11 protein-coding genes are annotated in these 12,848 nt (G+C 64.7%); all 11 read right to left on the bottom strand.

Annotation, left to right across the window (positions count from 1 at the left end; translation table 11 throughout):
* Positions 1–1,197: an ABC transporter permease gene (locus R8L07_09500; GenBank protein MDW3205770.1), complete on the bottom strand. Its 1,197-nt coding sequence runs from the start codon at positions 1,195–1,197 to the stop codon at positions 1–3.
* Positions 1,194–2,195 (bottom strand): ABC transporter permease, encoded by a 1,002-nt coding sequence (locus R8L07_09505; protein MDW3205771.1) that lies wholly within the window; start codon positions 2,193–2,195, stop codon positions 1,194–1,196. The genes R8L07_09500 and R8L07_09505 overlap by 4 nt, the downstream gene beginning before the upstream one ends.
* Before the next feature lie 28 nt (positions 2,196–2,223).
* Entirely contained in the window at positions 2,224–4,152 is a 1,929-nt protein-coding gene (locus R8L07_09510) for an ABC transporter substrate-binding protein (GenBank protein MDW3205772.1), read from the bottom strand.
* A complete protein-coding gene (locus R8L07_09515; GenBank protein MDW3205773.1) occupies positions 4,149–6,032 on the bottom strand; it encodes an ABC transporter ATP-binding protein in 1,884 nt (627 codons plus the stop codon). Before R8L07_09515 ends, R8L07_09510 begins: the two co-directional genes overlap by 4 nt.
* Positions 6,033–6,100: 68 nt before the next feature.
* Positions 6,101–6,592: a PH domain-containing protein gene (locus tag R8L07_09520; GenBank protein MDW3205774.1), complete on the bottom strand. Its 492-nt coding sequence runs from the start codon at positions 6,590–6,592 to the stop codon at positions 6,101–6,103.
* A complete protein-coding gene (locus R8L07_09525) occupies positions 6,589–7,344 on the bottom strand; it encodes a hypothetical protein (GenBank protein MDW3205775.1) in 756 nt (251 codons plus the stop codon). Before R8L07_09525 ends, R8L07_09520 begins: the two co-directional genes overlap by 4 nt.
* Positions 7,341–8,510, bottom strand: coding sequence for a glycosyltransferase (locus R8L07_09530; GenBank protein MDW3205776.1), 1,170 nt, complete (start codon positions 8,508–8,510; stop codon positions 7,341–7,343). The genes R8L07_09525 and R8L07_09530 overlap by 4 nt, the downstream gene beginning before the upstream one ends.
* A gap of 6 nt (positions 8,511–8,516) precedes the next feature.
* The gene (locus R8L07_09535; protein ID MDW3205777.1) at positions 8,517–9,122 is read right to left on the bottom strand and encodes a histidine phosphatase family protein; all 606 of its coding nucleotides are present in this window, start codon (positions 9,120–9,122) and stop codon (positions 8,517–8,519) included.
* On the bottom strand, positions 9,119–10,261 hold the full coding sequence (locus R8L07_09540) for a glycosyltransferase family 4 protein (protein ID MDW3205778.1): 1,143 nt from the start codon (positions 10,259–10,261) through the stop codon (positions 9,119–9,121). The genes R8L07_09535 and R8L07_09540 overlap by 4 nt, the downstream gene beginning before the upstream one ends.
* 10 nt (positions 10,262–10,271) lie before the next feature.
* On the bottom strand, positions 10,272–11,507 hold the full coding sequence (locus tag R8L07_09545; protein MDW3205779.1) for a glycosyltransferase family 4 protein: 1,236 nt from the start codon (positions 11,505–11,507) through the stop codon (positions 10,272–10,274).
* Between the two features lie 7 nt (positions 11,508–11,514).
* Positions 11,515–12,747, bottom strand: a complete 1,233-nt coding sequence (locus R8L07_09550; protein ID MDW3205780.1) for a glycosyltransferase — start codon at positions 12,745–12,747, stop codon at positions 11,515–11,517.
* Positions 12,748–12,848: the final 101 nt, after the last annotated feature.

A 12,848-nucleotide genomic window follows, 5' to 3' on the forward strand; every position in this document is an offset into this window, starting at 1 on the left:
CTACTTGTAGGGATCTGCAGCATCGCGCAGGCCGTCGCCCAGGAACTGGAAGGCCAGTACCACCATGATCACCGGCACGGCCGGCCAGAGCAGCCAGGGGTACAGCGCCACGGCGTTGAAGTTCTGCGCCTCATTCAGCAACACGCCCCAGCTCGTGATCGGCGGCTTGAGGCCGAGCCCCAGGAAACTCAGCGCCGTTTCGCCCAGGATCATGCTGGGCACGGCCAGCGTCACCGAGGCGATCAGGTGGCTGGTGAAACTGGGCAGCAGATGCTTGCCGATGATCCGGCTCGGCTTCGCGCCCATCAACTGGGCGGCGACCGCGAAATCCTCTTCCCGCAGGGACAGCAGCTTGGACCGCACCGCACGGGCCAGGCCGGGCCAGTCCAGCAGGCCCAGGATTACCGTGATCCCGAGAAAGACCAGGATGGGGGACCAGTTCACGGGCATGGCGGCGGAAAGCGCCATCCACAGCGGCAGGGACGGGAAGGACCGGATGACCTCGATCGCGCGCTGCACGCACCAATCGGCAAACCCGCCGAAATAGCCGGCGATCCCGCCCAGCGTGACGCCCAGCAGGAAGCTGATCGTCACCCCGATCAGCCCGACCGTCAGTGAGATTCGTGCGCCCTGGATGATGCGCGACTGGATGTCCCGGCCCAGCCTGTCTGTCCCCAGCAGGAAGAAATGCGACCCTTCCGCCGGGCAGACGAAGTGAAAGCTCATCTCGACGGCGTCCCAGTATTCATAGGTCGCGCCATCATAGTCGTTCTGCGTGCAGAAGAAGCGCAGCGGCTTCGGTTCCGCCGTGTTTTCGGTATAGACCCAGCGCAACTCCTCGAGATCCAGACGCACGTCATAGGGATAGACGAAGGGTCCGACAAAATCGCCCTCATGGAACAGGCGGACTTCCTGCGGCGGCGCATAGATGTAATCGGTATGGCGATGGGTGAAACTGTAGGGCGCCAGCATCTCGGAAATCAGGATCGAAAAATAGACCAGCAGCAGATAGATGCCGCTCCATACCGCCAGCTTATGGCGCCGGAACTTCAGCCACATCAGCCGCCATTGGGACGACAGATAGAACTTCTCCTGATCCGGGGTCAGGCGTGTCGCGGAATGCGGATCGAACGGCGCCTCGTTGACGTAGTGATCCAGGGGCTTTCGGGCGGAATCGGACATCGGCGTATCGCTCATTTCGTCGCCTCCGCACCCAGTCGTATCCGGGGGTCGAGCGCCGCGAGCGCCAGATCGGACAGCAGGTTGCCCAGTACGGTCAGCAGCGCCAGCACCATCAGGAAGGACCCGGCCAGATACATGTCCTGGGTCTCGAGCGCCCGCAGCAGCATCGGCCCGGTGGTCTCCAGGCTGAGGACGATCGAGACGATGGCGGATCCGGAGATGATCTCGGGCAGCAGATTGCCGATATCGGCGATGAACGGGTTCAGCGCCATGCGCAACGGGTATTTGAACAGCGCCTTTTTCGGCGGCACGCCCTTGGCCCGGGCGGTGACGACATACTGCTTGTGCAGCTCGTCCAGCAGGTTGGCGCGCAGCCGGCGGATCATGCCCGCCGTGCCCGACGTGCCGATGACGATGACCGGAACCCAAAGGTGCTGCAGGACGCTGACGAATTTCTCCCAGCTCATCGGCGCGTCGCGCAGATCGTCATCCACCAGACCGCCGATCGACGCGCCGGTCCATTCATTGGCCAGATACATCAGGATCAGCGCCAGCAGGAAGTTCGGCGTGGCCAGACCGATGAAACCGATGAAGGTCAGGGCATAATCGCCCGGTGAGTACTGGTTGACCGCGGAATAGACGCCGATGGGGAAGGCGACGACATAGACGAAGATGATGGTCACGAAGCTGACCAGGATGGTCAGGAACATGCGGTCGCCGACAACTTCGGACACGGGCAGTTCATATTCGAAGGAATAGCCCAGATTGCCTTCCAGCAGGATGCCCTTCATCCACAGCAGATACTGCTTCCACATCGGTTCGCCGAAGCCGTAATTCTCACGGTAGAAGGCCAGGACCTCCTCGCCGATCTGCTCGCCGCGGTCCTGATATTCCTGAATGAGCGTGGTCAGATAATCGCCGGGTGGCAGCTGGATGATCACGAAGACCAGGATGCTGATGACCAGCAGGGTCGGGATCATGACCAGAAGGCGGCGGACGATGTAATCCAACATGCTGCGTAAACCCTCTTCCCGCGTCCGCTTACTGGTCCGCCTGGGCGGTCACGGCGTCCTTGTCCCAATACACGTAATCCAGACCATAGAGCCCGAAATGGGCCCCGGGGTCCCAGTTCCACAGCCCCTCTTCCGGCAGGTTGCGCAGACCGTTGGCGACCACGATGGGCTGCAGCACCCCGGCGATCAGGCCGATGGTGGGCAACTGGTCGGCATGCATCTGCAGCATTTCGTGCCAGATCTCCGCTCTCTCGTCGCGGGTCTCGGCCAGATACCAGTCGCGCCGAAGGTTCATCAGATTGATGCCCATTTCCATATCCGGCGCCGCGCCGCCGGTCTTGTTGGTCTCGTAATACTCGCCCCATTCCGACCACTGATACTGGACCTGTGTGACGGGGGCGAGGTCATGCGGCGCCATGTCCGGTGTCGCCAGCCCGTTCTCGAATCCGGACTCGATCGTCATCTGCGTCTGGCCGGAGAAGATGCGCCGACGCAGGGTCTCCTTGCCCAGCGGCTTGATGTAGAGCTTGATTCCCAGTTCCCACCAGCTGTCGGCGACCAGTTCCAGGATGTCCGCCTGCTCCGTCGATCCGCCCGTCTCCACGATGATCTCGACCGGTTCCCCGTCCGGTCCGATCCGGGCGCCGTCCCAGCGCCGCTTCAGGCCCATTTCGTCCAGCAGGGCATTGGCGGTCTTGAGGTCGAACTGGGCGTAGGACGTGCGGTATTCCTCGCGGTAGAGCGGGCTCTTTGGGAGCATCGTATTCTGGCCTTCCAGGGCCAGGCCGAAATAGATCACCCGGTTGATTTCGCGCCGGTTGATGGCCAGTGACAGGGCGCGGCGGAACCGGACATCGCGGATCAGCTTCCGGAAGACCGGGTCCTTGGCGGTCAGATTGGGATAGAGCGCCATATGCGACCCTTTGGCGATGCGCCAGAGAAAGGTCGAATATCCGTGATCCTTTTCGTTCCGCTTCAGCAGCGTGACATCGTCGAAGCGCAGATAGCGCCCCTGAAAGTCGACATCCCCCGTCGCGGATTTGCCGGAGATCAGCTTCTCCTCGGCAATGTTGAAGATGACCTCGTCGGCATAGGGCAGTTGAAGGCCGTTTCGGTCGACCTTGTGATAATACGGGTTGCGCTTGAAGACGAACCGGTCGGCAGGGGCTTCATTGGTGACATACCAGGGCTGCAGCGTCGGCAGCTCCTTGTCCTCCATCCGGTAATAGCGGTTCGCCTTGATATGGACCGCCGCCCAGTTCCGTTGCCCCGCTTCCTCAGCCGCCCGCTGCAGGTCCTCGATCGGGACGTAATTCGGGTGAAACTGGCTCAGATAGTGTTTCGGCGCGTAGATCTGGTTCGGCCGTGCTTGGGCCAATCCGGGCAGGAAATCCGGATTCGGTACCGGGAAGGAATAGCGGATGGTGGTCTCGTCCAGGGCTTCCACCTTCGGATAATGCCCCATGATCTTCATGTGCGATGGCGGGCCGGACGCGAAAAGGTCATCGTTATGGGCCATGTCCTCCCAGAAATAGAGGAAGTCTTCCGTGGTGAACGGGTGTCCGTCGGACCAGCGATGCCCCTCGCGCAGATGCAGCGTGAAGGTCCGGCCGCCGTCGGATACCTCAAAGTCCTTGAGGATGTCCGGAACCAGATTGAAATCCAGATCGTATTTCACCAGCCGCGCATAGCCATAGACATACATGTAGCGGGTGTCTTTGGACCGGTGCATCAGTGTGACAAGATTGCCGCCATGCCGGCCCGCCGTCTGTCCCCGTGCTTCCAGATCGACGACCAGCGGTTCCTTCGGCAGGCGGTCCTCGACCGGCGGCAGCTTGCCCGCCGCGACGTCCGCATCCAGGGACGGCGCGCCGACATAGTCCATCGCATCGGCGGACGGGGGCGCAAATCCCGCAAGGGCGGCGAGGGTCAGCGCGAAGAGTACTCGCGGCATCATGCGGCGCTCCTGCCGAAGGAGGCGTCTTCCCGCGCCCGGACGATATGGCCGTCGCCGAGGTCGTGGAATACGGCATCGACGCTGCCGTCATCGGTGAACGGCATGGGCCAGAGGGCCGGGTTCGATGCCTTCTCGTCCATCAGCCGGGCGAAATCCAGCTGCCGGTCCGGATTGGGGTCCGGCACGGCCCGCAACAGACCCTGCGTGTAGGGATGCATCGGATTCTTGAAGAGCACCTCACGCGGCGCCATCTCGACCAGCCGGCCGCGGCACATCACCGCGATCCGGTCGGCGATATAGTCGACGACCGCCAGGTTGTGGCTGATGAAGATATAGGTCAGCCCCAGATCACGTTGCAGATCCTTCAACAGATTCAAGATCTGGGCCTGGATCGATACGTCCAGGGCCGAAACAGGCTCATCGCAGATGATGATTTCCGGGTTCAGCGCCAGTGCCCGCGCGATCCCGATACGCTGCCGCTGGCCGCCGGAGAAGCTGTGCGGATAGCGCTTCAGGTGGCGCATATCCAGGCCGACCAGTTCCATCAAGGTGGCGGCTTTCTGACGCCGCTCTTCGATCGTGCCGACCCCGTGGATGGACAGCGGCTCGGTCAGGATGTCCAGCACCGTCATGCGCGGGTTCAGCGACGAGAACGGGTCCTGGAAAATGAACTGCATCGTTCGTCGGAAATCGAACAGGGCCCCGCCGGTCAGGTCCAGCAGGTCGGTCTCCGTCTGTCCGTCGTAATAGGTGACGTCGCCGCTATCAGGCGTCAGCGCGCGCATCAGAATTTTCGACAGGGTCGTCTTACCGCAACCGCTTTCGCCGACCAGGCCCAGGCATTCGCCGCGCTTCACGTCGAAGGAGACGCCGTCTACGGCGCGGATCGGCGTGGAGGTGCCGATCAGGCCGCCCTTGCGGATCGTGAATGTCTTGGTGACGTCGCGGACGGTGAGGATCGGCTTGTTCGGATCGGCGACCTTTCGGGCCGGCCGGTCTTCGCGCAGGGTGTCGGCATTGGCCTCGATCTCGCGGATCGGAATCAAGCGCTCGCCGGGCTTCATGTCGAAGCGCGGCACGGCGTGCAGCAGCGCCTTGAGATAGGGGTGGCGCGGGTCACGGAAAATATGGTCCAGGGTCCCGTGCTCCATGACCTCGCCGTGATACATGACGACGATTTCCTCCGCCATGTTCGCGACCACGCCAAGGTCATGGGTGATCATCAGGACGGCCATGCCCAGTTCCTTCTGCAGGTCGCGCATCAGCTTCAGGATCTGGGCCTGGATCGTCACATCCAGGGCCGTCGTCGGCTCGTCGGCGATCAGCAGCGCCGGGTGGCAGACCAGGGCCATCGCGATCATCGCGCGCTGACGCAGTCCGCCGGACAGTTCGAACGGATAGGTCTTCATGGCCCGGTCGGGGTCCGGGAAGCCGACCATGCGCAGCATGTCGCGGCTCAGGTCCTGGACTTCCGCCATGCTGCAATCGCGGTGGAGTTCCACCGCCTCGCCGATCTGGTTGCCGACGGTATGCAGCGGCGACAGGGCCGTCATCGGCTCCTGAAAGATGATCGATATTCGACCGCCGCGGATTGCCCGCATCTCCGCACCGTCACGATCCAGCTTGGCGATGTCGATCGGTCCGCCCGGTTTTCTGGGGTCGTCGAACAGGATCGACCCGCCGGTGATCTGGGAGATTTTCGGCAGGATGCCCATGATGGCCTGGCTGACCACCGATTTGCCGGAGCCGGATTCGCCGACCAGCGCGACCGTTCCGCCCGGCGGTACACGGAAGGACACGCCTTTCACGGCCTCGACCGACCCCTCCAGAAGACGGAAGCCGATCCGTAGGTCTTCGACCTTCAGCAGATCCCCGGCCATATAACCCAGCGTCCCCCAAACGCGCCCGGTGAGTTACTTCCCGCCGATCCTTCCCCCGGGCGACCTGACTACCGTCGGATCGGCGCTCCCATTGCCTCGAAATTGTGCATCGTCGCGGGATCGACGTCGATGCCCTGCCGGGTACACAGACCCGCCACGAACTCCGCGAGCCTATCAAACTCCCTGAGCGAAGACTCGACAACGATTTTCGTGCCCTTCCCCCGCAAGGTCAGGGACAGGATGCCGCTGCCCTGCCGTGACCGCGCCGATGCATAGTAGGACAGCCGGACGGCGGTCAGGTCCGACCACTGCAGACTGCGCCGTCGCAGGGGGTTGGATACGGCGATCGCATCTTCCGACAGATGGATTTCCGTTTTGTGGCGCAGGCCGGTGCGCAGCAAAAAGACCGCAAAAATCGCCGCCAGACCCCAGCAGACGATTTCTATCGGGCGCAGAATATCCTCCACCAGCAGCGCCGGCCCCGCGGTCGCCGCCAGTCCGGCAATCCCGCGCAGGGCGTCCCGGATCAGGGCGCCGCGGTCGAATTGCAGCGTTTTCATCGCGCCGTCAGGCCCTTGCGCGCGCTTACCCATTCGAAGTCATCCCATTCCGCAATGTCACTCAGGAAGTCCCAGCACCCGTCATCATGCTCCAGGTGGTGGGTCAGAAGGCCCACAGGTTCGGCCGGGTCAGTCCCTTCGGCGGCCGTGCGGCGCCGTTGAAACGCATCGGTCAGAAGGTCGAAGGCCGCAGTCTCACCGATAAAGGCGGCCTGTCCGGTTTGCCGCTTGTGCTTCCAGTCCAGGATGTCGACATGGGTGTTCAGGCTGGGCACGGAGCCGCCGGGCGGCCGGTCGTTATAGGTGGACAGGCCGGCCAGACCGATGTCTGTCGCCAGTGCCGCTACTTCCGGCGCAATCCGGTTCCAGGGCGGCACGAACAGCGGAAAGAAGGCACCGTCAAATGCCTGGGACAAGGTGTGAATGCCGCTGCGGATTTCCCGGCGTGCTTCCTCCGGATCGCGGGCGGCACCGAATTCCGCCTTTTTGCGGTCCGCCGGTTCGTGGTTCCGATGTGCATAGCCGTGCGGCAGGACGGTTACATTGTCGGGCACCGCGCCGGCCAGAGCGTTCTCCAACCCTTCAGGAATGACGGCCAGGGCCAGCGGGCGCCCGTTCGCTGCGCTGAACAATCGACCCAGCGCCCCCGTCGGCCGCACCGCGTCGTCATCGCGCCACCACAGGCGCGGCGGGCGCGGCAGGTCGCGCCAGGCTTCCAGCTCCTCCAGCAGGCGTGTGCGTGCATCGGTCATGTTCGTGTGCCTTCCGGAACGAGGTCCAGCAGGATCTGGGCCGAGCGTCTGGCACCGTCGGTGCGGTACGGCGCATCCGTGCGCCGCGGCAGGGCCGCCGCCCGGTCCACCGCATCGGCCAGACTTTCGGGGGTCAGCTCTGCCTCCGCAACCGCGACGGCGCGGCCGGCCCGCTCCAGCAGGCGGGCCCGGGTCGGTTGTTCGGTTTCCTGCCGTGTCGGACCCGCGAAGGGAATCAGGACCGCCGGGCACCCCGTCACGGCCAGGTCGGCCACCGTATTATACCCAGCCTGGCTGATCGAGAGGGCGGCGACGGCGAGCAGATTGGGAAAATCCGGCCGGGACGGTTCCGCGACGATGCCCGGTGGCGGGTTTTCCAGAACCACCCGGTCTTCCGGCGGCAGATTGGGTCCGATCAGGATGCGCCAGGTTCTGTCGGCGAGCCCGGTTCGGGGTTTGGCGGCCAGGGCCGCGCGGATCAGCGCTCCGCCGGTCGCGCCGCCGCCGGCCGAGACGATGACCTCGCCATGCCCATCCTTCCCGGCGGCGACCAGCGGCGGAGAGACGATTCCGGTGTAGATCAGGCGGTCTGCCAGGCTGGGCGCGGCGGTAAAGCTGTCGGCCAGTTGCGCGAAGGTCGGGTCGCCATGGATCAGAACCCGATCGAAGTTTTCGCGGGCGGTTTCGGCAATCTGGGCGGTCTTCAGGCGGTCCGGTCTGGCGACCAGAATGTCCCGGATCGACACGGCGGCCTTTGCCCCCATGCGATGGGCTTCCGCGATCAGCGGCAGCAGTTCGAACCGGAAGGCGCGGCGGGCGAAGGGGAAACCCTCGACCAGCAGAATGTCCGGCCGCGTTGCACGAAGGGCGTTCAGGCTCGCGGCGGCGCGCCGATCCCGCCACGCATCATCGATCGGCCTGTCCGTATCGGCGTCGATCACGGCGGAGAATGCGGCATCCGCCGCCCGGGCCGGCGGAAGTTGAATGCGCGTCAGGCGATCCGCCTCGCCATCCGGGACCTGTCCCGCCACCCCGCCTTCGAGCAACGTGACCTCGAACCCCGCCTCCGCGCAGGCGCAGGCGATACGTTCGGCCCGGACGCGATGCCCGATGCCCAGCATGTGCTGAACATGGAACAACAGTTTCGGGGCGGATCGGGTGGCCATGGCGGGTCAGGGGGTCCGGGGATCAGGCTGCAGGGGAAGGTTCAGGTGGTGGATTCGGATCGCGGAATCCGGCTCGATCCGGAAGATATGGGCAGCATCCCAGCGCAGCTTGTCCGGGGCCCGACCCGTCATATTCCATTGCGCCGCCGCGGCATAGACCGCGCGGATGACCCCCTTGTGGGTGATGGCGATCCGGTTGCGTCCTTCCAGACCCCAGCGGATGAGCAGGGGCGCTACCCGGTCCAGTACCATGCGCGGGCTCTCGCCCCCTGGCGGCGTGAAATCCAGCCCGCGATCCTCGTTCTCCTGCATCGTCGACCCCAACTCGGCACGAAGGTCCGGCAGCCGGCGGCCTTCCCAGTCACCATAGCTCATTTCGATCAGTGCGGGTTCCCGCTCGACCTCCCGGTCCATCAGAATGCGGGCGGTTTCCACTGTTCGGCGCAGCGGGCTGCAATGGGGCTCGAACTCCGCGATGTCGGGCGGCAGTCGCCATGTCGCGACCGCTGCACGCCCGGCCTCGCTCAACGGCTGGTCGCTGCGACCCTGCAGCCGCTTCTCGCCGTTCCAGCCCGTCGGCCCGTGACGGATGAAGGCCACCAGCGCGGTCATCGGTTCCGCCCGTCGATCAAGGGCTGCAGACATGTCCGAAGGCGCTCTGCAGCCCCGGCGATATCGTGGTTCTCCATGACATGACGATGGGCCGCGTCGGACATTGCCGCAAGGCGTTCCGGCGCGTCGAGCAGGCTGCGGACAGCCAGTCGCAGGGCATCCGGATCGCCTTCGGGAGTCAGCAGTCCGGTCTCGTCCGGCCGAACCATGGCGCGGGTACCGGGCCGATCGCCCAGCACGACCGGCAGGCCGGCGGCCTGTGCTTCCAGCGGGGCCATGCCGAAGGCTTCGTCGATGGCGGGCCAGACAAACAGGTCCGCGGCCGCGTTCAGTTGCGATAACGCCCGGGCAGGCAGTGCGCCGGTGAACCGGACGCGGCTGTCGCCGCTGAAATCCCGTTCGATTTCCGGCCGTTCCGGGCCGTCCCCGACCATGAGCCAGTGGACGTCCTGGCGGTCCAGAGTGCCGATCGCCCGGGCAAGAACGCGGTAGGATTCCCGTTTGGCCCCGGGCCGCATCATGCCGGTCGATATCAGCCAGGGCCGATCCGGGTTCAGGCCGAAGTGCGCTGCGAATTCCGAGCGGTATCGCCCGCGGTGCCGCCGTTCCCGGGTTTCGCGCCCGGCATCGAGAAACGGCGGGAGGCGCACGACAGGGGCGCCCGGACCCAGAAACGCCGTCACCTCCGGCAGGTCTTTCGGGTTCGGCTGCAGAATGAGGTCGGCCTGTCTCAGCGCCTCATCGGTCAGTGCATGACCGCGTTGCCAGGGACCATCGGCGCGCCGGGCCGCGCGGCTCGCTTCGGCAATGACATAGGGGATGTTCAGGGCCCTGGCGACCGGCGGTCCCAGAAGGTCCGGTGCCTTGTAATAGACGTGATAGGTGAGCCAGACGGCCGGGCGATCGTCGCGGTAGCGCTGCAACAGGCGGTCGACGATTGTGTCCGCCCGTTTCTCCAGACGCCGTTGGAACTCGGTATCTCCGTCGGGATTTCGGCTGCGCAGGGTGCTGGCCGTCCGGGCATCGAACCCTGCCCGGCGCAGAGCCTGCAGCAGCAGCCTGGCAAATCGCCGGTCTCCGGATGGTGTCGGATGGCTCGGCGGTTTCAGTGGGGCGTAGAAGGCGACATGATCGGTCATGCTGTCCCCTTCACAATGCCTCGGTATCCGCAGGCCCCGGCAGTCCGAAACGGCGCGCCAGGCTGTCCAGCTCCCGCTCCGCATCGAAATGCGCCCGGACACGGTCGGCGCCGGCCTGGCCCAGTGCCCGGCGCAGGTCCGGATCACGCAGAACCCGCTCCAGCGCCTGGGCCAGGGCATCGGGATCGCCCGGTGGTACCAGAAGCCCGGTCCGGTCCGCGTCGATCAGTTCCGGAATGGCGGAGACCGCTGTCGCAACCGTCGCCAGACCCTGGCTCTGTGCTTCCATCAGCACATTCGGCAGGCCGTCCCGGTCGCCGTCGGCGGCAATCTTGCTTGCCAGGACGAAAACATCAGCCGACCGCAGGGCGGCCAGCACCGCCTCCTGAGGCAGGGCGCCCCGCCAGTCGATGCGGTCGCCGATACCGGCGTCGCGCGCCTGTTCCTTCAACTGTTTCAGCAGGGCGCCGCCACCGATATGGACCAGACGCCAGTTGAGGTCCTGCGGCAGCGCCGCCAGCGCGGCGATCAGGTCGTCATAGCCCTTTTTCGGAACGGCGCGGCCGACGGACAGGATCGTGACGGGACTGCCCTTTGACCCTATGTCGGAGGGAGGAGGCGCGAAGCGTGTGAGGTCGATTCCGTGATACTGCAGCGCGACCCGTTCCGGATCGTCGGCCAACCCGCGCAAATGGTCGGCGCCGCTGGCGGTGCAGGTTACCAGCCAATCCATCTCCGCCAGCTTCTCGCGGATTTCCCAATCGGGCGACGTCCAGATATCCTTCGCATGGGCCGATCCACTCCACGGCAGGCCGCGCAGAATGGCGGCATAACGCGTGACAGAGGCCGGGGTGTGCAGGAAATGGAAGTGCAGGCGCCCGACGCCCGGCGGCAGTTCTTCGGCAAGGACGCAGGCCTGGCCCCAGCGCCGGATCCGGTTGCGTGTCGGGTCGCGCTTCAAGTCCCTCAGCCAGGCCTGCCGCGCTGCAGAATAGCCCGGCATTCGCCGCGCCGCGCGCACACCGCGCAGGACGCGCAGCGGCTCCTGATGCAGGTATTCCGGCAGATACAGAACCGGCGCCCGGATTTCGCGATGAATCGGATGCGTCGCCTTGTCGGTGGGGTGACGCAGGGACACCAGCCTTATGTCCAGCCCACGGCGCTCCAGGCCCAGGATTTCCTGGGCGATAAAGGTCTCGGACAGGCGCGGATAGCCTTTAAGAACGAACGCGACAGGATCGGACATGAACCGGTCAGGCTCTCTTTTCGGCCAGGGTCAGCGGGCGGCGCTGACGCTTGATCCATCGCCGCGTCAGGCGGTCGACATTGTCGAGGCCGTCCATCAGGCCGGGCACCACGACTTCCGACGGGCGCGGCTGCTGCGGCAGATGGCGCAAGGCCGTGGCCATGGCCCGCGTATCCGGCATTTCCTCGTCACCCAGCATGGAGACAAGTCCCATTTCCTGGAACCGGGCGGCGCGGATGAACTGTTCCTTGCGCGGCCGGGTGCGCGGCACGATCAGCGCCCGCTTGTCGAAGCTCATGATTTCGCAGAACGTGTTGTATCCGCCCATGGCGACGACACCGACGGCATTCTGCATCAGGCTTTCCATATGGGCGTCGAAAGTGATGACCTCGACATCGTCCAGTCGGGATGCGCGTTCCATGAATTCGACCTGCGTATCGGTCTGCATGAACGGTCCCAGCACGACCAGGGCCGGATAGGGCTGTCGCCGGTCTTCCTCATAGGCGCGGATGACCCAGTCGACCATCATTTCGCCATCGCCGCCACCGCCTGGCGTCACCAGGATATAGGGGCTGCGGATCTTCACTGTCTGATGCGCCACGGCATCGTCGGACACCTCGCGGCGCAGATAGCCGGTGTAAGTCATCTTCCGGCGCACGGAATCGGGAACCGAAATGCCGGCCAGCGGGTCATGAATCTGCGGCAGCCCATAAATCCATATGTCGTCATACAGATCCTTCAGCGCCGGCATGGCCTTCTTGCGTTCCCATTCCGGCTCCAGCAGGTCCGGATCGTCCATGACGTCGCGCAGACCGAGAACTGTCGGAACGCCGCGTTCCTGCAGCATCTTGAGGGTCTCCTCGACCTCGCCACGCAGGCCCAGCGGTTCCTTGTCGACGATGAAGAGGTCCGGATCGAACATGCTGGCGGTGTGCCGAATGATGGATTCGCGCAAGGCCAGGGTATCGTCGATGTCGATATGCAGCTGCAGCGGCGTGTAGTCGCCATTGCGCAGTTTGATGACCCCGGGGACGCGCACGAAGTCGACGCGGCTGCGGAAATCGAAACTGCCGATGATCGGCGATCCTGTCAGGATGAGGACCGTCAGATCCTTGTTCATTTCGACCAGATGATGCGCGATTGCGCGACATCGCCGCAGATGGCCCAGGCCGAATGTGTCGTGGGAATAGATCAATACACGCGCGTTGCGTCCGCGCGGTCCCCCCGGTGCACAATCCATATAAAGCCCCTCCTGGACCCGTCGGGCCGCTCAAGGTCTCGTTTCTCGTTTCCGACCCGGCGCCGCTGGCGGTCGGGCTTCTCGAGGGCCTGTCCGTTTCG

Source organism: Alphaproteobacteria bacterium, from assembly GCA_033344895.1.
In the GTDB taxonomy this organism is placed as follows: domain Bacteria; phylum Pseudomonadota; class Alphaproteobacteria; order UBA8366; family Aestuariispiraceae; genus Pacificispira.

Excerpts from the sequence above, each read along its gene's own strand:
- R8L07_09550 (MDW3205780.1), bottom strand. The coding sequence starts at position 12,747 with ATGGATTGTGCACCGGGGGGACCGCGCGGACGCAACGCGCGTGTATTG.
- R8L07_09535 (MDW3205777.1), bottom strand. The coding sequence starts at position 9,122 with ATGACCGCGCTGGTGGCCTTCATCCGTCACGGGCCGACGGGCTGGAAC.
- R8L07_09515 (MDW3205773.1), bottom strand. The coding sequence starts at position 6,032 with ATGGCCGGGGATCTGCTGAAGGTCGAAGACCTACGGATCGGCTTCCGT.
- R8L07_09500 (MDW3205770.1), bottom strand. The coding sequence starts at position 1,197 with ATGAGCGATACGCCGATGTCCGATTCCGCCCGAAAGCCCCTGGATCAC.
- R8L07_09525 (MDW3205775.1), bottom strand. The coding sequence starts at position 7,344 with ATGACCGATGCACGCACACGCCTGCTGGAGGAGCTGGAAGCCTGGCGC.
- R8L07_09510 (MDW3205772.1), bottom strand. The coding sequence starts at position 4,152 with ATGATGCCGCGAGTACTCTTCGCGCTGACCCTCGCCGCCCTTGCGGGA.
- R8L07_09505 (MDW3205771.1), bottom strand. The coding sequence starts at position 2,195 with ATGTTGGATTACATCGTCCGCCGCCTTCTGGTCATGATCCCGACCCTG.
- R8L07_09545 (MDW3205779.1), bottom strand. The coding sequence starts at position 11,507 with ATGTCCGATCCTGTCGCGTTCGTTCTTAAAGGCTATCCGCGCCTGTCC.
- R8L07_09540 (MDW3205778.1), bottom strand. The coding sequence starts at position 10,261 with ATGACCGATCATGTCGCCTTCTACGCCCCACTGAAACCGCCGAGCCAT.
- R8L07_09530 (MDW3205776.1), bottom strand. The coding sequence starts at position 8,510 with ATGGCCACCCGATCCGCCCCGAAACTGTTGTTCCATGTTCAGCACATG.
- R8L07_09520 (MDW3205774.1), bottom strand. The coding sequence starts at position 6,592 with ATGAAAACGCTGCAATTCGACCGCGGCGCCCTGATCCGGGACGCCCTG.